Source organism: Streptomyces olivochromogenes (assembly GCF_001514115.1).
Classification (GTDB): Bacteria; Actinomycetota; Actinomycetes; order Streptomycetales; family Streptomycetaceae; genus Streptomyces; species Streptomyces olivochromogenes.
Genome location: NZ_KQ948456.1, coordinates 306,887 through 327,090, shown reverse-complemented (window position 1 = coordinate 327,090; position 20,204 = coordinate 306,887). Strand labels below are relative to the sequence as shown.

The 20,204-nt window shown below is 68.9% G+C and carries 15 protein-coding genes; 12 read left to right on the top strand and 3 right to left on the bottom strand.

What is annotated here, in order from left to right; genetic code table 11:
- Nucleotides 1-45: 45 nt before the first annotated feature.
- The 6 genes from mrdA (at nt 46) to AQJ27_RS19110 (ending at nt 10,543) form a co-directional block, all read left to right on the top strand.
- Complete coding sequence (gene mrdA / locus AQJ27_RS19135) at nt 46-2,307, top strand: penicillin-binding protein 2 (RefSeq protein ID WP_067370100.1); 2,262 nt, start codon at nt 46-48, stop codon at nt 2,305-2,307.
- Nucleotides 2,304-3,500, top strand: a complete 1,197-nt coding sequence (rodA, locus tag AQJ27_RS19130; RefSeq protein WP_067370098.1) for a rod shape-determining protein RodA — start codon at nt 2,304-2,306, stop codon at nt 3,498-3,500. The genes mrdA and rodA overlap by 4 nt, the downstream gene beginning before the upstream one ends.
- 1,182 nt (nt 3,501-4,682) lie before the next feature.
- Nucleotides 4,683-6,329: a CYTH and CHAD domain-containing protein gene (locus tag AQJ27_RS19125; protein ID WP_067370097.1), complete on the top strand. Its 1,647-nt coding sequence runs from the start codon at nt 4,683-4,685 to the stop codon at nt 6,327-6,329.
- Nucleotides 6,330-6,410: 81 nt separating this feature from the next.
- Nucleotides 6,411-8,381: a TIGR03960 family B12-binding radical SAM protein gene (locus tag AQJ27_RS19120; protein ID WP_067370093.1), complete on the top strand. Its 1,971-nt coding sequence runs from the start codon at nt 6,411-6,413 to the stop codon at nt 8,379-8,381.
- Nucleotides 8,382-8,771: 390 nt separating this feature from the next.
- Nucleotides 8,772-9,512 (top strand): hypothetical protein, encoded by a 741-nt coding sequence (locus AQJ27_RS19115; protein WP_159064368.1) that lies wholly within the window; start codon nt 8,772-8,774, stop codon nt 9,510-9,512.
- A gap of 488 nt (nt 9,513-10,000) precedes the next feature.
- Nucleotides 10,001-10,543, top strand: coding sequence for a DUF1707 SHOCT-like domain-containing protein (locus AQJ27_RS19110; RefSeq protein WP_067370089.1), 543 nt, complete (start codon nt 10,001-10,003; stop codon nt 10,541-10,543).
- Between the two features lie 390 nt (nt 10,544-10,933).
- Here the strand turns inward: AQJ27_RS19110 and AQJ27_RS19105 are convergent, their stop codons facing one another.
- Nucleotides 10,934-11,404, bottom strand: coding sequence for a VOC family protein (locus AQJ27_RS19105; protein ID WP_201264273.1), 471 nt, complete (start codon nt 11,402-11,404; stop codon nt 10,934-10,936).
- 342 nt (nt 11,405-11,746) lie between these two features.
- Here AQJ27_RS19105 and AQJ27_RS19100 point away from each other — a divergent pair, with 342 nt between their 5' ends.
- Complete coding sequence (locus AQJ27_RS19100) at nt 11,747-12,388, top strand: SIMPL domain-containing protein (protein WP_067370088.1); 642 nt, start codon at nt 11,747-11,749, stop codon at nt 12,386-12,388.
- Nucleotides 12,389-12,636: 248 nt separating this feature from the next.
- On the opposite strand, the gene arsM is transcribed toward AQJ27_RS19100, so the two are convergent.
- Nucleotides 12,637-13,455, bottom strand: a complete 819-nt coding sequence (arsM, locus tag AQJ27_RS19095; RefSeq protein WP_079065077.1) for an arsenite methyltransferase — start codon at nt 13,453-13,455, stop codon at nt 12,637-12,639.
- Between the two features lie 104 nt (nt 13,456-13,559).
- Between arsM and AQJ27_RS19090 the strand changes: the two genes are divergently transcribed.
- From AQJ27_RS19090 to AQJ27_RS19070, 5 genes are all read left to right on the top strand, one after another.
- On the top strand, nt 13,560-13,937 hold the full coding sequence (locus AQJ27_RS19090) for an ArsR/SmtB family transcription factor (RefSeq protein ID WP_067370084.1): 378 nt from the start codon (nt 13,560-13,562) through the stop codon (nt 13,935-13,937).
- Nucleotides 13,934-14,674: an aquaporin gene (locus AQJ27_RS57905; RefSeq protein WP_067370081.1), complete on the top strand. Its 741-nt coding sequence runs from the start codon at nt 13,934-13,936 to the stop codon at nt 14,672-14,674. The genes AQJ27_RS19090 and AQJ27_RS57905 overlap by 4 nt, the downstream gene beginning before the upstream one ends.
- Before the next feature lie 57 nt (nt 14,675-14,731).
- A complete protein-coding gene (locus AQJ27_RS57900; RefSeq protein ID WP_067370079.1) occupies nt 14,732-15,142 on the top strand; it encodes an arsenate reductase ArsC in 411 nt (136 codons plus the stop codon).
- Nucleotides 15,143-15,584: 442 nt separating this feature from the next.
- Nucleotides 15,585-18,131, top strand: a complete 2,547-nt coding sequence (locus AQJ27_RS58700; RefSeq protein ID WP_067370077.1) for an amino acid permease — start codon at nt 15,585-15,587, stop codon at nt 18,129-18,131.
- A gap of 130 nt (nt 18,132-18,261) precedes the next feature.
- Complete coding sequence (locus AQJ27_RS19070) at nt 18,262-19,365, top strand: hypothetical protein (RefSeq protein ID WP_067370608.1); 1,104 nt, start codon at nt 18,262-18,264, stop codon at nt 19,363-19,365.
- A gap of 72 nt (nt 19,366-19,437) precedes the next feature.
- On the opposite strand, the gene AQJ27_RS19065 is transcribed toward AQJ27_RS19070, so the two are convergent.
- Complete coding sequence (locus tag AQJ27_RS19065; RefSeq protein WP_067370074.1) at nt 19,438-20,022, bottom strand: TerD family protein; 585 nt, start codon at nt 20,020-20,022, stop codon at nt 19,438-19,440.
- Nucleotides 20,023-20,204: the final 182 nt, after the last annotated feature.

Sequence of the window (20,204 nt, the reverse complement as noted above, 5' to 3'; positions counted from 1 at the left end):
CGCGCCCATCTCCCGTACCCACTCTGAGAGGGGGAGGCAGCACCAGTGACCAACATTCCCGAGACCGGCAGGACCCCACGGGTTCAGATCCGACTCGTCGTCATCCAGATCCTCGTCCTCTCCCTCCTCGGCACCCTCGGCGGCCGCCTCTGGTACCTCCAGATCCGCAACGGCCAGGAGTACGCCAAGGAAGCCTCCGGCAACCACGTCCAGCAGGTCGTCCAGCCCGCCGTACGCGGCTCGATCCTCGACGCGCGCGGGGTGCCGATCGCCGACAACGAGACCCGGCTCGTGGTCTCCGCCTCGCGCACCGACCTGCTGAAGATGAAGGACGACGGCAAGGCGGTCCTCACGAAGCTGGCCGACGTGCTGGACATGAAGCCCGAGGACGTCATCCAGAAGGTCCGGCTGTGTGACGCGAAGACGCCGCAGCCCTGCTGGAACGGCTCCCCGTACCAGCCCATCCCCATCACCGACGAGGCCACCGCCAAGCAGGCCCTGCAGATCCGTGAGCGCTCCGAGGACTTCCCCGGCATCAGCGCCGAGCCCGAGGCCGTACGCCGCTACGCCGCCCCCGGCAAGGCCAACACCGCTCAGGTCCTCGGCTATCTCTCGCCCGTCACGGACGCCGAGATCACCCAGGCCAAGGACAGCAGTTCGCCCTACCTCCGCTCCGACCAGGTCGGCCGCTCCGGCCTCGAGCGCCAGTACGACAAGGAGCTGCGCGGCAAGGCCGGCGTCACCCGTTACGAGGTCGACAACCTCGGCCGCGTGATCGGCAAGGCCAAGAGCGACGCGGCCCAGTCCGGCTCCAACCTCGTCACCAGCATCGACTCGCGCGTCCAGCGGGTCGCCGAGTACGAGCTGGACACGGCGATGAAGACCGCCCGCCAGCAGTTCGACAAGATCACCGGCGAGAACTACAAGGCCGACTCGGGCGCCGTCGTGGTGATGGAGGCCAAGACCGGCCGGATCGTCTCCATGGCGTCCGCCCCGACGTACGACCCGAACGCCTGGGTCGGCGGCATCTCCGCCAAGGACTACAAGGCCCTCACCGGAAAGAACTCCGACTACCCGCTGCTGAACAGGGCCATACAGGGTCAGTCCGCGCCCGGTTCGACCTTCAAGGTGGTCTCCACGGCCGCCGCGGTCGAGGCCGGCTACGAGTGGGACGGCGGCTACCCCTGCACCAGCTCGTACTCCGTCGGCGGTCAGGTCTTCAAGAACTTCGAGGGCGAGAACTTCGGCCCCATCTCACTCGGCCGGGCCCTCGAGGTCTCCTGCGACACCGTCTTCTACGGCCTCGCGGACAACGAGTGGAAGAAGGACGGCGGCATCAACCCCAAGAAGGGGGAGCCGAAGGACTACTTCTTCAAGGCCGCCCACCAGTTCGGCCTCGGCAAGGAGACCGGCGTCGACCTGCCCAACGAGGTCACCGGCCGCGTCCCGGACCGCCAGTGGAAGCAGAGCTACTGGAAGGCCAACAAGGACGTCTGGTGCAAGACCGGCAAGAAGGACGGCGACTACGTCCAGAAGATCGCGTACGAGAACTGCCTCGAGGGCAACAAGATGCGCGAGGGTGACGAGATCAACTACTCCATCGGTCAGGGCGACACCCTCGTCACCCCGATTCAGGAGGCCATGATCTACGGGGCCATCGCCAACGGCGGCACCATCCACACGCCGACCATCGGCAAGGCGATCGTCAGCGCCGACGGCAAGACCGTCCAGGAGATCAAGCCCAAGGTCAAGGGCAAGCTGCCGATCAGCAAGGACACGCTCAAGGGCATGAACTCGGCCCTCGAAGGCGTCGTCACCCGCGGTACCGCCGCCTGGAAGTTCGGCGGCTGGCCGCAGGACAAGATCACGCTGCACGCCAAGACCGGTACCGCCGAGGTCTACGGCAAGCAGACCACGTCCTGGTTCGCCACGTACACCAAGGACTACACGGTCGTCATGACCATCGCCCAGGCCGGTACGGGTTCCGGCGCCTCCGGTGAGGCCGTGCGCAACATCTACAACGCGCTGTACGGCGTCCAGGCCGACGGTTCCATCGACAAGTCGAAGGCCCTCCTGCCCACCCCCCAGAAGGGTCTCCCGAAGATCCAGACGGACGGTTCGATCGACACCCCGGAGATCGCCAAGGACCCGGTCAAGGACCTCCAGGCCAGCGAGTCGCCCTCGCCCGGGGCCACCGACCAGCAACTGCCCGCGGGCACCACGCCGTCCCCGACGGCCAGTAACCGCAACACCCGAAGGCGTACGGACCGTCCGAAGAAGCGGCGGGGGACGAGGATCCTGACATGACCGGAGCGAACAACTTCTCCGTCTCCGGCTACGGCCCCGCCCGCGGCGGGATGTCACGGCTCCTCGCCCGTGACTCCCTGGCCCGCCGCCTCGACTGGCCGATACTGCTCTCGGCCCTCGCGCTCTCGCTGATCGGCTCGGCCCTCGTCTACTCGGCGACCCGCAACCGCACCGAGATCAACCAGGGCGACCCGTACTACTTCCTCATCCGCCACCTCATGAACACCGGCATCGGCTTCGGCCTGATGGTCGGCACGATCTGGCTGGGCCACCGCACCCTGCGCACGGCGGTCCCGATCCTCTACGGCCTCTCGGTCTTCATGATCCTGCTGGTGCTGACCCCGCTCGGCGCGACGATCAACGGCCAGCGCAACTGGCTCGTCGCGGGCGGACTGTCGCTCCAGCCCGCCGAGTTCACCAAGATCACGATCATCCTGGGCATGGCGATGCTGCTCGCCACCCGGGTGGACGCGGGCGACAAGCAGTACCCCGACCACCGCACGGTGCTGCAGGCGCTGGGCCTCGCGGCCGTCCCGATGATGATCGTGATGCTCATGCCCGACCTGGGCACGATCATGGTCGCGGTCATCATCGTGCTCGGCGTGCTGCTCGCCTCCGGCGCCTCCAACCGCTGGGTGTTCGGTCTGCTCGGTGCCGGTGCGCTGGGCGCGGTGGCGATCTGGCAGCTCAAGATCCTCGACGAGTACCAGATCAACCGCTTCGCCGCCTTCGCCAACCCCGACCTCGACCCGGCAGGCGTCGGCTACAACACCAACCAGGCCCGTATCGCCATCGGCTCCGGCGGCCTCTTCGGCACGGGCCTGGGCCACGGCTCCCAGACCACGGGCCAGTTCGTCCCGGAACAACAGACGGACTTCGTCTTCACGGTCGCGGGTGAGGAACTGGGCTTCGTGGGCGCCGGCCTGATCCTGCTCCTGCTGGGCGTCGTCCTGTGGCGGGCCTGCCGCATCGCCCGCGAGACCACCGAGCTGTACGGCACGATCGTCGCCGCCGGCATCATCGCCTGGTTCGCCTTCCAGGCCTTCGAGAACATCGGCATGACCCTGGGCATCATGCCGGTCGCGGGCCTACCCCTGCCCTTCGTCTCCTACGGCGGTTCGTCGATGTTCGCGGTGTGGGTGGCGGTGGGGTTGTTGCAGTCGATCAGAGTCCAGCGCCCCATGTCGGCGTAGGCCTCCGGCGGTTGGGCGGGAGGGGGTGCGTTTTCGGGTGCGGTCCGGTGGGGGCCGGCCGCCCAGTTCCTCGTGCCCCTGAGCCGGGGCTTCGCCCCCGGCCCTGGTTGGTTCTTCGGGTGTGGGGTGAGTGGGGGCCGGCCGCGCAGTTCCTCGCGCCCCTGAGCCGGGGCTTTGCCCCCGGCCCTGGTTGGTTGTTCGGGTGTGGGGTGGGTGGGGGTTGGTCGGGCGGTTGGTCGGCCCCTGAGCCGGGGCTTCGCCCCTGGCCCCGGTTGGTTGTTCGGGTGCGGCCGGGTGGGGGCTGGTCGCGCAGTTCCTCGCGCCCCTAAAGGCCTTGGGCGTCCGGTGTTCGTGGTGTGAGCCCGATCCAGCCCCGCCCTCAGCGCACCTCGCGCGTCCGGCGCTTGAGGACGAGGCCGAGCCGACCACGCCACTCACCCCGGCCCGCATCCTTCAGCGCCTCCGGTGCTTGAGGACTAGGCGGCCGTCTCCCCACCCGCAAGGGCGTGCCCCCCACGTCCTGCTCGCTCACCCCGGTGCGCATCTTTCAGCCCGTCCGGCGTTTGAGGACGGGGCCGTTCAGGCCGTGCCATACCCACTCCGCCCCGCCCCGCCCATACCACCCGCCCGGGCAGGGGTCTGGGGCGCAGCCCGGGCGGGGGCGGGGCCGCAGTCCCGCCGGGGGTCCAAGGGCGGAGCCCTGTGGGGGTGCAGGGGGCAGCGGCCCCGATGGAGTGCAGGGGCAGAGCCCTGCGGGGCGGCAACCCCCGGTGGGGCGCGAGGGCAGAGCCCTGCGGGAATTCAGGGGGCAGCAGCCCCCGATGGGGTGCAGGGGCGGAGACCTGTGGGGTCCAGGGGGCGCAGCCCATGGCGGGGTGCAGGGGCGGCAGCCCCGCGGGGGTTCGGGGGCGGAGCCCCAGGTGGGGTTGAAGAGGACAGCGGCTCCCGGTGGGGGTGCAAGGGCGGAGCCCTGCGGGGGTGCAGGGGGCGGTGGCCCCCGATGGGGTGCAGGGGCGGAGCCCCGCAGGGGGGTTCGGGGGCGGAGCCCCCGTTGGGGTTGAAGGGGCGGAGCCCCTGGGGATGGGACGGGTAGGGGCGGCGGGGGCGAGATCCGGTCGTTCCCGGAGGTCCTGGAAGGGGCTGCTACTGCCATCCCGGCGCCACAGCCACTAGATTCAGTTCATGGCGGACACCAAGCGCGAAATCGAGCGAAAGTACGAGGGTCCCCCGGCCGGCGGCGACGCGCCACTCCCGGACCTGACCGACGTCCCAGGAGTCTCGGGCGTCATCGACAAGGGCGTGGCCGAACTGGACGCCACCTACTACGACACGGCCGACCAGCGGCTCGCCACCGCCTCCCTCACCCTCCGCCGCCGCACCGGCGGCGACGACGCGGGCTGGCACCTCAAACTCCCCGTCTCTGAGGGCGTCCGCGACGAAATCCGCGCCCCGCTCTCCGACACCGTCCCCGAAGACCTGACCGCCCTCGTCCGCTCCCGCATCCGCGAGGCCGAACTGGTCCCCGTCGTACGTCTTCTGTCGGCCCGCGACATCCGCCACCTCGTCGACGCCTCCGGCAACCTCCTCGCCGAGGTCAGCGTCGACCGCGTCCGCGCGGAGCGCCTCAGCGGCGGCGCGGGCAGCGCGGAATGGACCGAGATCGAGGTGGAACTCGCCGACGACGGCGATCCGGCCTTCCTCGACAAGGTCGAGAAGAAGCTCCGCAAGGCGGGCATCAAACGCTCCGCCTCCGCGTCCAAACTGGCCAAGGCACTCGAAGACACGGCCCCCCGTAAGCCGGAGAAGGCAGGCAAGCCGGAGAAGGCAGGCAAGGCGGGGACGACCGACAAGGCGGGGACGACCGACAAGGCAGGCAAGGCGGGGAAGGCCGACAAGGTCGCTGCCGCGTCGAAAGCAACGGCGACGGCCGCTAAGCCCGAACCCCCCGATTCGCCCCCGCACACCGCCGGCGCCCACATCCTCACCTACGTCCGCGACCAGCGCGACGCGATCGTCGAGCTGGACCCCGCCGTCCGCCGCGACGTGCCCGACTCCGTGCACCGTATGCGCGTCGCCACCCGCCGCCTCCGCAGCACCTTCCGCTCGTACGGCAAGATCCTCGACCGCACCGTCACCGACCCGATCGGCGTCGAGCTGAAGTGGCTCGCCGCCGAGCTGGGCGTCGACCGCGACCAGGAGGTCCTCACCGAGCACCTGACGGCGGCGCTCGACGACCTCCCGTCCGACCTCGTCACGGGCCCCGTACAGGCCCGTCTGAGCACCTGGTCGGGGGCCCGCCGCTCCGGCTCCCGGCAGCGCCTGATCGCCGTACTGGACGGCAAGCGCTATCTGGACCTGCTGACGACGCTGGACACCCTGGTGGCAGGACCGCCCCTGCGGGAGGCGGCCTCGAAGAAGCCCGAGAAGGTGATCGCCAAGGCCGTACGGAAGGACTTCGAGAAGGTCGCCGACCTGGTCGGCGAGGCCCTGGAACTGCCGCCCGGCTCCGAGCGCGACCTCGCGATGCACGACGCCCGCAAGAAGGCCAAGCGCACGCGCTACGCGGCCGAGGCGGCCACCCCCGCCCTCGGTGAACCCGCCGCCGACCTGGTCAAGTCGATGAAGTCCCTGCAGACGCTGCTGGGCGACCACCAGGACAGCGTGATGGTCCGCGGGGCCCTGCGGGAGCTGGCGACCGAGGCGCACGAGGAGGGCGAGAACGCGTTCACGTACGGGGTGCTGTACGGCCGCGCGGAGCAGCGCGCGGCGGCGGTGGAGGCGGCGCTGCCGGGGGAGTGGGAGGCGATCGAGGGCCAGGGTGCCGTCTGAGGCGTACGGGGGCCGGCCACGGCCGCGTTAGGCTGGATGGTCAACCCTGTCAGTTCCTCCCAGCTCACGAAGGTTCGCGAGATGCCTGCCGAAGCCGCTGTATCGGTGTTTCCACAGCTCGAAGCTCTGCTCCCGCATGTGCAGAAGCCGATCCAGTACGTCGGCGGAGAGCTCAACTCCACGGTCAAGGCCTGGGACGCCTGTGACGTCCGCTGGGCGCTGATGTACCCGGACGCGTACGAGGTCGGGCTGCCCAACCAGGGCGTCATGATCCTTTACGAGGTGCTGAACGAGCGCGAGGGCGTCCTCGCCGAGCGCACGTACAGCGTCTGGCCGGACCTCGAGGAACTGATGCGAGAGCACCAGGTCCCCCAGTTCACGGTGGACAGTCACCGCCCGGTGAAGGCCTTCGACGTCTTCGGTCTGTCCTTCTCCACGGAGCTGGGCTACACGAACATGCTGACGGCGCTGGACCTGGCCGGGATCCCGCTGGAGTCCAAGGACCGCACCCTCGACGACCCGATCGTCCTGGCGGGCGGCCACGCGGCGTTCAACCCCGAGCCGATCGCCGACTTCATCGACGCGGCGATCATCGGTGACGGCGAGCAGGCCGTGCTCGACATGACGGAGATCATCCGGGCCTGGAAGGCGGAGGGCCGCCCGGGCGGCCGCGAGGAGGTCCTCTTCCGCCTGGCGAAGACGGGCAACGTCTACATCCCGGCGTTCTACGACGTCGAGTACCTCTCCGACGGCCGTATCGCCCGCGTCGTGCCCAACAAGTCGGGTGTCCCGTGGCGTGTGTCCAAGCACACGGTCATGGACCTCGACGAGTGGCCGTACCCCAAGCAGCCGCTGGTCCCGCTGGCCGAGACGGTCCACGAGCGGATGTCGGTGGAGATCTTCCGCGGCTGTACGCGCGGCTGCCGCTTCTGCCAGGCGGGCATGATCACCCGCCCGGTGCGCGAGCGCTCGATCACGGGCATCGGCGAGATGGTGGAGAAGGGCCTGAAGGCGACGGGCTTCGAGGAGGTCGGCCTGCTGTCCCTCTCCTCCGCCGACCACTCGGAGATCGGCGACATCGCCAAGGGCCTGGCCGACCGTTACGAGGAAGACAAGATCGGCCTCTCCCTCCCCTCCACTCGCGTGGACGCCTTCAACGTCGACCTGGCGAACGAGCTGACGAGGAACGGCCGCCGCTCGGGCCTGACCTTCGCGCCCGAGGGCGGCTCGGAACGCATGCGCAAGGTCATCAACAAGATGGTCTCGGAAGAGGACCTGATCAGGACCGTCTCGACGGCGTACGGCAACGGCTGGCGGCAGGTGAAGCTGTACTTCATGTGCGGCCTGCCGACGGAGACCGACGAGGACGTCCTGCAGATCGCCGACATGGCGATGAACGTGATCGCCGAGGGCCGCAAGGTCTCCGGCCAGAACGACATCCGCTGCACGGTGTCGATCGGCGGCTTCGTCCCCAAGCCGCACACCCCCTTCCAGTGGGCGCCCCAGCTCTCCGCCGAGGAGACGGACGCCCGCCTGGAGAAGCTCCGCGACAAGATCCGCGGCGACAAGAAGTACGGCCGCTCCATCGGCTTCCGGTACCACGACGGCAAGCCCGGCATCGTCGAGGGCCTGCTCTCCCGCGGTGACCGCCGCATCGGGGCCGTCATCCGCGCGGTCTACGAGGACGGCGGCCGCTTCGACGGCTGGCGCGAGCACTTCTCGTACGACCGCTGGATGGCCTGCGCCGAGAAGACCCTCCCCGCCTTCGGCCTGGACGTCGACTGGTACACGACCCGCGAGAAGACCTACGAGGAGGTCCTTCCCTGGGACCACCTCGACTCCGGCCTCGACAAGGACTGGCTCTGGGAGGACTGGCAGGACGCCCTCGACGAGACGGAGGTCGAGGACTGCCGCTGGACCCCGTGCTTCGACTGCGGCGTCTGCCCGCAGATGGATACGAGCATCCAAATCGGCCCGACGGGCAAGAAGCTGCTGCCGCTGACGGTCAAGAACGCAGGTCCGACGCCCGCCGCGAGTGGTCACGCACACTGACGTGAGCGAGGCACTCGATCGGGTGATTGAGGCGTTGGCGGGGGTGAGCGAGGACGAGGTGGCGGCTGCACTGTCCGCGGCCGGCGCCTCGGCCCCTCGCCCGTCGGCGCCGTCAGTGCCACTTCGGACGCCGCTCCCGGGCCCTGAGGCATCGCTGCACATCGCCTCTGAGGTGGAGTGGGTATGAGGTCCGTATCGGCTTGTGCGTGACTGTGTGTCGTGAGCCCCCTTTCTCACCGGGAAGGGGGCTCGTTGACGTCTGGCGGCACGTGAGTTCGTGGGCCTGACGCTGCGGAGTGCCCCGCCGGGGTGGCTGGCCCGCCGAGACGGCGATCCGATGAGGTGACAGTCGGATGGGTGGGTAAAATCCCAGGGCTTACGCTCCCGGGCATGACCAAGTTCTGCGCCACTGTGTGTCTGCTGCCGACCGCGCCCCGGAAGGTTCCGCAGGCGGTAGCTGCCACCATGGCGCCCTATAACGCCAACCTCACCGAGGAATGGAATCCGGTCGGCCACTGGGACTGGTGGGCCATCCACTCCAGCCCGGGCAATGCCTACCTCGTGTTGCCTCCGCACGACGGCGACCGCAGGCTCGTCACGGCCTCAACCGTGCCGCGCAGGAAGGCCAAGCTCGATCGCCTCGGGCCGCTGGAATGCTACGGCGAGCCTAGGGGTCTGCTGGACTTCGACGGTATGCGGGAACGAGCGGCGCGCACGCATGACGCCCTGCTCACCGCTTGGACGGAGCTGACGGCGATACACCCGCCGGCCCGCCCGCTCGCCGACTTCCTCGCTCGCCACGAGGCCGACTCTGAGAGGTACTCCGCGGCAGACGCCAGGAAGGAGCATCTGGCCCAGCCGCTGGTGCAGGACGTGGCCCAGAGGGCCGTCGCGGGAGACCCGCACTTTGATACGTCGTTCCTGCTCAACGACCCAGTCGCGTACTTCGCGCAGGAACATGAGGAAGCCCGGCTGTGGTCGGTCCGGTGCGCCGTGCCCGGCTTCGCCTTGGTCACCCTTGACGGCTCGTGGATGGACGCGGACACAGACGGCTACTGGGAACAAGCCAACCGTTACCTCGACGGCCTCGACGCCGAGGCCATCGTCCTCGACCTGCTCTGTCACTCTTGAGTCGTCAGACGGGCCACCCCGCGGCTGCGTGGCGAGAGCCCATGATCGCCCGGACAGGATCTAGGTGCGCCGACTCAGGGGGACTCGGCGACAACAAGGCAGCACGAGCGTGCACTTGCTGCGGCGCACCGCTCCGCGGCTCATTCCACCCACCGCCCAACCTCGTTTCCTAAAGCGGTAGTCGGCGGTTCGACACGAGTATGGGTGGCTCCCTGCCCGCAGATGGATACGAGCATCCAGATCGGCCCGACGGGCAAGAAGCTGCTGCCGCTGACGGTCAACAAGTCCGGGACCAGCGGACACGCTCACTGACGTGAGTGAGGCGCTGCGGCGCATCGTGGAGGCCCTGGGCTTGCGGTTTGCGAGGCTCCCTCACCGGGTTGGGCGATCAAGGCTACGGTGATGAGCGGTCTGCCTGCCGATCGGATGCCTTGCCCGCTACGGACCGAGGCGCGTTCGCATCGCCCGCACGGCACTAGAGTGAGAAGGTGACCTCTCTGCCGGAAGACCCGTCACCACCGTTAGGCGAAGACGACCGGGACACGGCCGTGCAGCGCCTGCAGGAGGCGTACACCGTAGGGCACATTTCGCACGAGGAGTTGGACGAACGCCTCCAGCAGGTACTCACCGCCAAGACGCACAGCGAGACCGTGTCGGCTCTGGCCTCGCTCCCGGAGCAGAATGCGGGCACCACGTCCACGATCGCCGCCGCCGGCGGACGGATTCAGCGGCGCGGCGTATGGCGGGTACCTCGGATCCTCAAGGTCGAGTCCGCCTTCGGGAGGGTGCACCTGGACCTGTCCCGGGCGGTCATCGAACATCCGGTAGTCGACATCGAGTTACAACTCGGCACTGGCAGAGCCAAGATCACGGTGCCTCGCGACGCGATCGTCGACGTCGAGGATCTGCGCACCGGGTGGAAGGCCACGCTCTACAAGACCCGGCGGCGCTCCCGCCCCGGCGGGCCGAAGATCCGGATCTCTGGGAACATGGGGTTCGGACGATTGAAGATCCGCCACGCGCGGCGTTGAGGCCCATTCGGCTCAAGACCACCTGTCCCGCACTTCTTCGTCCCCGCTCGACTGCCAGTGGTATGAGCGGCTGCTGACGGTCAAGAACGCGGCGCCGGCCCCCGCAGGGACCGGTCACACGCACTGAGGCGAGCGAGGCACTCGATCGGGTGATGGGTGCGCTTGCGGGGGCGAGTGAGGACGAGGTGGCGGCCGTGCTTGCTGCGGTGGGCGCTTCGCCCCCTCGCCCGTCGGCGTCGCCGGCGTCCTCTCGGGCGCCCCTGCCGGGTCCTGGCAGTGCCTTGCACATGGGAGTGGAGACTGTGGCCTTTGAGCCCCTCCCCGTCTGGGAGGGGCTCTCTGCGTGGTGGTCGGCCGCACGACGACGGCGCATGTGCGGAACGCGATGGGTCAGGCCGGGGTGTCGGCGTCCTGCATGGAGGCCGCGAACGCCTCGGGGCCCTGCTCCGCCGCCGCCGGGTCCATCCACATGACCTGCCAGCCGTGGCCGTCGAGGTCGAAGAAGCTGCGTGAGTACATGAAGCCGTAGTCCTCGGCGTCATCTGCCTTGGAGCCGCCCGCCGCGAGCGCAGCGGCGCTGACCGTATCGACCTCATCGCGGGACGACACGCTGAAGCAGTACAACGCCAGCGTGTGCGTGGTGGGATCGGCCATCGGCAGTTTCGCGAACTCCGCGAACTTCTCGCGGCTGAGCAGCATGACGAAGGCGTGCTCGCCGACCAGCATGCAGGCGGCGGTCTCGTCGGTGAACTTCGGATTGAAGCTGAACCCGAGCTTGGCGAAGAACGCCTTGCTGCGCTCGAGGTCCGCTACGGGGATGTTCACGAACAGCATGCGGCCGGGGTGTGCGGGATTGGCCATGGTGGGTCTCCAGTCGGTGGCTCTATGGCGTACGTCCTGGTAGACCGGCGCAGCCGGCGGAACTCATCGGTGGATCGCGGCCAGGTCGCGGTCGCAGCGTTGATCAAGTCCACACGCCGCAGCTCAGAGACCCGGCCCTTCATTTCTTCGGCTCCCGGCGGAGGTGGCCCGCCCCTCTGCTCGTCCGCGCAACCGACACCGGGCAGTACCCGCTCGCCGTCTGAAGGCTTTGACCAGGGTCTGGGCGTGAGCGTGGGTGACCAGACGCTGACGGTCCCTGACTCGCGCCTCGACGGTTTCAAGCTTATTGCGACGGCGGGACGTTACTGATTCGATCTTCCAATGGCAGAGATCAAGGAGCCCTGGGGGCTCAGCGTGCTCGGTGCGGGGCATGTGTCGGCAGAGCCCCGACTCGTCCAGGCAAAGCTTGCGGTTGACCTCCTGGCACCAACACCCAAGGAAGCCTTTGAACAGGCTGGAGCGGCAGTTGTCAGGCTACGGACTGTGCTGCGAGAGCATGAAATACCCGACTCCGACGTATCCGGGTCACGCCTCGCCCTCCAGTCGGAATTCAAGGGCTACGGCGCGGACCGGACGTTCCTCGGCTATCGCTGCGAGGCGACGTACACCTTGCAGACCGAAGCCCTTGATCGGCTTGAACTTCTGATAGAGGACGCCGTAAGAGCGGGCGCGAACCGAGTCGACGAGGTGCACTTCGACGTGCTCGACAAGCCCGCGCTCCGGGACGAGGCCCGGCGCAGGGCAGTCGGGGCTGCACGACGCAAGGCTGAGGTCTACGCAGACGCCTGCGGTGTGCGGCTCGGCCCTGTGGTGCACATTCAGGACGTCGACCCGGAATCGCTCGGGCTACGCAGTCATGGGAGTCGCATGGGAGGCGATCCCGAATCCGACGGTGTCTTCGCCCCCGGGACGGTGCGCGTCGAGGCTGCCGTGTTGCTGGGCTTCAGTCTGCTGCCTGACTAGGGCCTTCCGAACCGGTGGTCCTGGCCGACGAGAAAAGTCCCGCTCGTCCAAGACCGCGTGTGGCGACTGACATCAGCGGCTCACACCAACAAGCCCGAAGCGGCTCACACCGACAAGCCCGAATAGCAGCAATCGAGGCCGGACCGCAGTTGACGATCGAGTGACGCGCAGGGCTGTTTCGCGGCATCCCCTCGGTGGTCGAGCTCTGAGGCCCCTCTCGATCGGGAGGGGCCTCAATGCCGTCCGGGTCAGTTCTGGCAGTCGCAGTCGCAGTCGCAGTCGCAGTCGCAGTCGCAGCCGCAGCCGGTCTGCGTCTCGGGCTGGGGCTTGGTGGCGCGGATGATGGCGGAGTGCATGCCGTCGGCCACGGGGTGGGTGGGGGTGATCTCGACGTTCACGAACCCTGCCGCCTCAAGGCCTTCGCGGTACTCGGTGAACGACAGGGCGCCCGCGATGCAGCCGACGTAGTCGCCGCGCTCGGCGCGCTGGGCGGGGGAGAGGGCGTCGTCGGCGACCACGTCCGAGACGCCGATGCGGCCGCCCGGGGTCAGGACGCGGAACGTCTCGGCGAAAACCGCCGCCTTGTCGGTCGACAGGTTGATCACACAGTTGGAGATCACCACGTCGACGGTGCCCGCGGGGAGCGGGATCGCCTCGATGGTGCCCTTGAGGAACTCGACGTTCGTCGCACCGGCCTTCTTCGCGTTGGTGAGGGCCAGGGCGAGCATCTCGTCGGTCATGTCGAGGCCGTACGCCCTGCCCGTGGGGCCGACGCGGCGGGCGGAGAGCAGGACGTCGATGCCGCCGCCGGAGCCGAGGTCGAGGACGCGTTCGCCCTCGTGGAGATCGGCCACGGCGGTCGGGTTGCCGCAGCCGAGGGAGGCGGCGACGGCTTCGGCGGGCAGGGCGTCACGCTCGTCGGCGGCGTAGCGGGTGGAGCCGAAGTTCTCGTCGACCTCGACCGGCTGCGGTCCGCAACACGCGGTGCCACCCTCGGTCACCTTCACGGCCGCGGCGGCGTACCGCCGGCGGACGGTCTCGCGCAGTTCGGTGGACTGCTCGCTCATGACTCACTCCTGGATGACGGGGCATGGCAGGCCCCGGAACGGCTTGTATTGACGTTCATTGATGCAACCTTGCGTCTTGTATCGAAGAACGTCAACATAGAGGCATGTCGAAACAAGAGCTCGAGGTGATCGGCCAGGACGCGGACGGCGCCTGCTGTCGGGGACTGGCCTCCGCCCCGCTGGCCGAGGATCAGGCCGTCGAACTGGCGAAGGCGTTCAAGGCGCTGGGCGACCCGGTCCGGCTGCGGCTGCTCTCGATGATCGCTTCGCGGGAGGGCGGCGAGGTGTGCGTGTGCGAGCTGACGCCCGCGTTCGAGCTGTCGCAACCGACGATCTCCCACCATCTCAAGCTGCTCCGGCAGGCCGGACTCATCGACTGCGAGCGTCGGGGGACCTGGGTCTACTACTGGGTGCTACCGGGTGTGCTGGACCGGCTGGGCGCGTTTCTGACCACTCCTGAGCCCGTTGGGGTGACCACGTGAGTGCTTCGCTCGGGCGGCGTGCATGGGCCGAACTGGTCGGTACGGCCGCGCTGGTCGCGGTGGTGGTCGGCTCGGGGATCCAGGCGACGGAGCTGTCACGGGACGTCGGCGTGCAGTTGCTCGCGAATTCGCTCGCCACCGTCTTCGGCCTGGCCGTGCTGATCACGCTGTTCGGGCCGGTGTCGGGGGCCCACTTCAACCCGGCCGTCACCCTGGCCGCCTGGTTCACGGGGCGCAAAACCGGCGACGGAATGACCGCACGCGAAGTAGCCGTGTACGTCCCCGCCCAGACCCTGGGCGCGATCGGCGGCGCGGTGCTGGCCGACGCGATGTTCGCCGAACCGTTGGTGAAGTGGTCCACGCACGACCGCTCCGCCGGCCATCTGTGGCTGGGCGAGATCGTGGCCACGGCCGGGCTCGTCCTGCTGGTCTTCGCCCTGACCCGGACCGATCGCGCCCACCTCGCGTCAGCTGCCGTGGCGTCCTACATCGGGGCCGCGTACTGGTTCACGTCCTCCACGTCGTTCGCGAACCCGGCGGTGACGGTCGGCCGGGCCTTCACCGACACGTTCGCGGGGATCGCCCCGGCTTCCGTCGCCCCGTTCATCGCCGCGCAACTGGTCGGTGCCGCCGTCGGCCTGGGCCTGCTGGCGGCGGTGTTCGGCCGCCCGGCGCCCGCCGACACGCGCATCGTCGTCCCTCACGGCGACACCGAACTCGCCCCGTCCGCTCCCTGAGCCCGACTCCTCCCCCTCGCCCTTCCCCTCCTCCCCGTTCCCGGAAAGACACCTGCCGTGAGCACCGCCACCCCGCGTCCGTCCGTACTGTTCGTCTGCGTCCACAACGCCGGGCGGTCCCAGATGGCCGCCGCCTTCCTCACCCACCTCGCGGGCGACCGCGTCGAAGTCCGCTCGGCGGGCTCCACTCCCGCCGACACGGTCAACCCGGCGGTCGTCGACGCGATGAAGGAAGTCGGCATCGACATCTCCGCCGAGACTCCGAAGGTGCTGACCGTGGAAGCGGTGCAGGCAACCGACGTCGTGATCACCATGGGGTGCGGCGACACCTGCCCGGTCTTCCCCGGCAAGCGGTATCTCGACTGGCAGCTCGACGACCCCGCCGGGCAGGGCGTCGTCGCGGTTCGGCCGATCCGCGACGAGATCGAACAGCGCATCCGTGGCTTGCTGGCGGACCTGGCGGGTTGATCCACTCGCCGCACAGTCCGGTGCGGCCCGTGTCCCCAGACGGACACCAGTCCCATGTCTCCAGACGGACACCAGTAATGGACAGCAGTATCCGAGGGACTCGATCAGCCGATCGAGTCCCTAGCGGCGCCCAGAGGTGCCTGGGACATCCGCCCAGAGGTGCCTGGGACATCCGTTCAGCGGTGCCTGGACATCCGCCCAGTGGTGCCTGGGACATCCGTTCAGCGGTGCCTCGGACATCCGCTCAGCGGTGGACTTCCACTCACTGGTGGAGTGGGTCCGAGTCCGGTTCGGGCCTTTCTGCTGCCCCTGCGCTGTTGCGGAGGGGAGTGGCCCGGCGTTGGAATCAAGTGTGAGGCACTTTGGCGGCGCCGAGTCTGCCGGCCGCCCTGCTCCCGGGACGGGGTCCGGCCGGAAAGGGCTCAAGAACGACGCCCTGGGCATGTTCTCCTCGGTGGCCATGGGCCTGGCCTCGACCGGCCCGGCGTTCAGCCTGGCCGCCACGCTGGGCCTCATCGTGGCCGGGGTCGGACTGCAGGCCCCGATCGTCACCATGCTGGCGTTCATTCCGATGCTGCTGGTCGCGTACGCCTACCGGGAGCTGAACGCGAGCAACGCCGACTGCGGGACCACCTTCACCTGGGCCACCCGCGCCTTCGGACCGCGCACCGGATGGATGGGCGGCTGGGGCCTCATCGTCGCCAACATCATCGTCATGGCGAGCCTCGCCGAGATCGCCGCCGCCTACGGCTTCCGGCTGGTGGGCCTGGACGGACTGGCGGAGAACCGGCTGTGGACCACCGTGGCGGGCATCGCCTGGATCGCCGTGCTCACCGCGATCTGCTACGTCGGCATCGAGCTCTCGGCGGCCGTCCAGCGCTGGCTGCTGTACCTGGAGGTGATGATGCTGATCCTGTTCGCCGTCGCGGCGCTGGTCAGGGTCTACACCGACCCTCCCCCGACGGCGATCCCCGTTTCCGCCTCCTGGTTCAACCCGTTCGCGGTGCCCTCGGCAACGGCGCTGACCTCGGGCATCCTCGCGGGGGTCTTCATCTACTGGGGCTGGGACACCTCGTTCGCGGTCAACGAGGAAACCGTCGACAGCAGGTGCGTCCCCGGGCGCGCCGCGGTCATGTCCACCGTGCTGCTCGTGATCATGTACGGGCTGGTGTCCACTTCGGCGCAGGCGTTCGCGGGAGTCGGCACCTCGGGCATCGGGCTCGGCAACACGCACAACGCGAACGACGTGTTCTCCGGACTGGGCATGGCCGTGTTCGGGAGCGACGACACGGGGCTGCTCCTGTCGAGACTGCTGATCCTGATGGTGCTGACTTCGGCGCTGGCCTCCGCGGAGACCACCATCCTGCCCCTGGCCAGGACCGTCTTCTCCATGGCGGTCCACAAGGCCGTCCCCGCCCGGTTCGCCCGGGTCCACCGCAGGTTCCTCACCCCGACCTGGGGAACCGTCGGCATGGGCGTGGTGTCGATCGCCGTGCTGATCCTGCTGGTGTCGTTCAGCCATAACGTCCTGGCCGACTCGATCGACGCGGTCGGTCTCGCGATCGCGTTCCAGTACGGACTGACCGGCTTCGCCTGCGTCTGGTATCACCGCAAGGTCCTCACCCGCAGCCCCAGAGACCTGGTCTTCAAGGGTGTGTTGCCCGGGCTCGGCGGGCTGATCATGCTCCTGTTGTTCCTCTACGCCGCCTTCGTCGTCTACGCGGACCCCGGATACGGCATGACCAGCGTCGACCTGCCGCTGATCGGGAGGACGGGCGGGGTCACCGTCCTGGGCCTGGGCGCCCTGCTGCTCGGTCTCCTGCTGATGCCGCTGGTCACCCGTGGCCATGCCGTGGCCCTCAAACTCCAGCGGAGCCTGTTGCCGGGCCGCCTGCCGCCGCACGCCGCCGTTGACGCGGCGAGCCGCTACCTGCCGGCCGACAGCGGGTCCGGGGTGGGCGGCGACTGGTACGACGTCATCCCCCTGTCGGGCACCCGGGTCGGCCTGGTCGTCGGGGACGTGCTCGGTCACGGCCTGCGCGCCGCGGCCACCATGGGCCGCTTGCGCACGGGTGTGCGCGTGCTGGCCCGACTGGACCTGAGCCCGGACGAGCTCCTGTCCCGCCTGGACGACCTGGTCGAGCAGACCGCGCACGAGCGCGGAGCCGGCCAAGGCCCGGGCCACCTGAGGCCGAAGGCCGACGAGGCCCTGGGCGTGACCTGCCTGTACGCGGTGTACGACCCCGGCTCGGGGAAGTGCAGTCTGGCGCGGGCCGGGGAGTCGGTACTGGTGGTCGTCGAGCCGCACACGGGTGTCGTCGACCATCCGGAGCTGCCCCCCGGACCGCCGCTGGGCATCGGCGGCCTGCCGTACCAGAGCACGGAACTGGAGCTCCCGCCGGGCAGTCTCGTCGCCCTCTTCACGGGCGGGCTCCTCCAGGCGGCCGACAGCCGTGCCGCCGGACTCGCGCAGCTGTCCCAGATCCTCGCCGACTGCCGAGCGTCCCTGGAAGAGCTGTGCGACCGGGCGGTGGCCACCTTGCTGCCCGGGGCCGTGGACGAGGACGCCACGCTGCTCGTCGTCCGCACCCGCCTGCTCGACCGGAACCAGTTCACCCAGTGGGAGCTGCCCCCGGACCCGGCGGCGGTGGCCACCATCCGCACCGCCGTCGGCAAGCAGCTCCGCGACTGGGGGCTGGACGACCTGACGTTCGCCAGCGAGCTCATCGTCAGCGAACTGGTCACCAACGTCATCCGCTACGTCGGCGGCCCGATCCAGGTACGCCTGATCCGCGACCGGACCCTGATCTGCGAAGTCTCCGACACCGGCCACACCACGCCCAATCTGCGGCACGCCGCGAACGACGACGAGGGAGGCCGGGGTCTGTTCATCATCGCCCAGATGACCCACCACTGGGGCACGCGCTACACACCCACCGGCAAGACGATCTGGACCGAGCAGGACCTGCCGCCGACGGACGGCCAGTAGCACCCTCCGAGGTCCGAACCGGCTGAACCGGTGCCTGTCGGTCCCAGAGGCTGCCACGCCGATCCGAGTCGGCCGTAACGGAAAGGGCAAGATCGCGCGTGGCGTGATCGACTTGCCTACGCTGCCTGGCATGGGCGGGATCGATGTGGCCAACGGAGTCGTGGGCGCCGTACTCGGGATGCTGTGTGCGGTGCTGTTCCAGCAGCCGTTGCAGGACGGCTGGTTCCGGCTGCGTACTCGCTCCACCCGCGCGGTGCGCGGCCTGAGGCAGCGGGAGGAGTCCGGTCCCGCGTGGAGGAGCTTCTCCCTGGGCCCTCTGCATACGTCCGCCCTGATCGTCGAAGGGGACGGCGAGTCGTCCATACCCGCCGAAGCGGTCCACGTCCGCGTGCTCGACGCGGAGATCGAGCTGCCCTCGGACATGGACGGCTGGCGGGCCGAGATCGAGGGGGAGAGCGAGCGTCTGCGGGCGGAGGGGCGGACTCCGTTGTGGAACGGTCCTCGTTACGCGGTCGAGTCGTTCGACGTCTCGCGCACCGCTCTCGAAGAGCGACCCGTGGTCCACCTGAGGCTTCGCCCGACGGACTACTACACCTTTCTCGCCGCTCAGCAGCTCGACCGCCGACTGGCCGACGGGACAACCCCTCGTTCCCGGTATCTCACGCCGGACGATCCGCTGCGGGCACCCGCGTTTCTGCAGTGCAGCTTCGCCGTGAATGTGGCGGTGGTGACCACCGACGACCTGCTGGTCGTCAGTCAGCGCAGTGACCGGGTCCGTATGGCCCCGGGTGTCTGGAACTCCTCCGTCAACGAAGGCATGTCACGGCACATCGACTCGTCCGGCAGGAACGCCCCCGACGTGCATGCGGTGGCCCGGCGCGGCATGCGGGAGGAGCTGTCCCTCGAACCCCACGAGTACGCGATCGAGTTGCTCGCCTTTGTGCTGGACGTCGACAAGCGCCACTGGAGCGCTCACTTCTATGCCAGGTTGAAGGACTTGACCCGAGAAGGCCTGCAAGCGCGTATGAGCCGAGGGGTCGCGGACCGATGGGAGCATCAGACCATCGATTACGTACCTTTCCGCCCTGCGGCAGTGGTCACGTACATGCTGCGCGCTGATCGGATCCACCGCTGGGCCCCTCTTGCGCCCGCCCTGTTCCATCTCGCCCTGGTCCATGTCTACGGCCGCACGCCCGTCGAGAGGGCGGAGGCGCAGGCCGTTCGGCGTATGTAGTTCCCAGGGTCCTACGGGGACCCCGGGAACCTCGTCCCACGTACCGACGGCGGACTACGTGGTGATGGCGGACTACTTGCTGACGGCGAAGCGCATCAGGGCGTGCTCGTCACCCTGCTTGATCTTCCCCGTCACATTGATGACCTCGAGCTTCCAGCTGCCGTCGACCCGAACGGCCTTGGCCACGGCGCACCCGTTGTCCTGCGTGAGCAGGCTCGGCCAGATATCGGCGACCTGCTGAGTGGTGCCGCCGGTCGCGTCGTACACCTTGAAGCTGATGTTGCGGGCCTTCTGGAAGGAGCTGCCCTTCTTGAAGGCGGCGGCGATGAACACGATCGCCGTGATGTTGGGCGGTATGCGGGCGAACTCGACCGTCAACGTCTCGTCGTCGCCCTCCCCACGCCCGGTCTGGTTGTCACCGCTGTGGACCAGGGAGCCGTTGCCCATGGGGTCGAGCGAGTCGAGGCCCGCCAGCCGCACCGGGTCCGTTCCCTGCATGGCGATGGCTATCAGGTCCAGGTCGGTGCCGGTTTTGCGGCGGAGTACGCCCATCACTCCACCGCTGCTGCCCGCGGTGGGATCCCAGGACACTCCGATGGACAGATGGGTGACTCCGTCCAGATCCGCCGGGCCGTCTTCTTTGGTGAGCGTAATCATGCGTGGATCATCCTCTTGGAGGCGGGACTGCGACAGGCAAAGTGTGCATGGAGCTTTCGGTGTTCCCTCGGCAGGGGTCCCTTCATAAGCGGACAAGGAGACACATGAGGCACTGACCGCCGACCGGAGCGCCTTCCAGCGGGAGTTGGGCGCGCGGCCGACGGGAGCAGCGGGCCGCCATG

Bases quoted from the DNA above. Each gene is read 5' to 3' on its own strand.
- AQJ27_RS19115 (WP_159064368.1), top strand. From the start codon at position 8,772: ATGACCAAGTTCTGCGCCACTGTGTGTCTGCTGCCGACCGCGCCCCGG.
- rodA (WP_067370098.1), top strand. From the start codon at position 2,304: ATGACCGGAGCGAACAACTTCTCCGTCTCCGGCTACGGCCCCGCCCGC.
- AQJ27_RS19090 (WP_067370084.1), top strand. From the start codon at position 13,560: ATGTCGAAACAAGAGCTCGAGGTGATCGGCCAGGACGCGGACGGCGCC.
- AQJ27_RS19070 (WP_067370608.1), top strand. From the start codon at position 18,262: ATGGGCGGGATCGATGTGGCCAACGGAGTCGTGGGCGCCGTACTCGGG.
- arsM (WP_079065077.1), bottom strand. From the start codon at position 13,455: ATGAGCGAGCAGTCCACCGAACTGCGCGAGACCGTCCGCCGGCGGTAC.
- AQJ27_RS19100 (WP_067370088.1), top strand. From the start codon at position 11,747: ATGGCAGAGATCAAGGAGCCCTGGGGGCTCAGCGTGCTCGGTGCGGGG.
- AQJ27_RS19105 (WP_201264273.1), bottom strand. From the start codon at position 11,404: ATGGCCAATCCCGCACACCCCGGCCGCATGCTGTTCGTGAACATCCCC.
- AQJ27_RS19125 (WP_067370097.1), top strand. From the start codon at position 4,683: ATGGCGGACACCAAGCGCGAAATCGAGCGAAAGTACGAGGGTCCCCCG.
- AQJ27_RS19065 (WP_067370074.1), bottom strand. From the start codon at position 20,022: ATGATTACGCTCACCAAAGAAGACGGCCCGGCGGATCTGGACGGAGTC.
- AQJ27_RS58700 (WP_067370077.1), top strand. From the start codon at position 15,585: ATGTTCTCCTCGGTGGCCATGGGCCTGGCCTCGACCGGCCCGGCGTTC.
- AQJ27_RS19120 (WP_067370093.1), top strand. From the start codon at position 6,411: ATGCCTGCCGAAGCCGCTGTATCGGTGTTTCCACAGCTCGAAGCTCTG.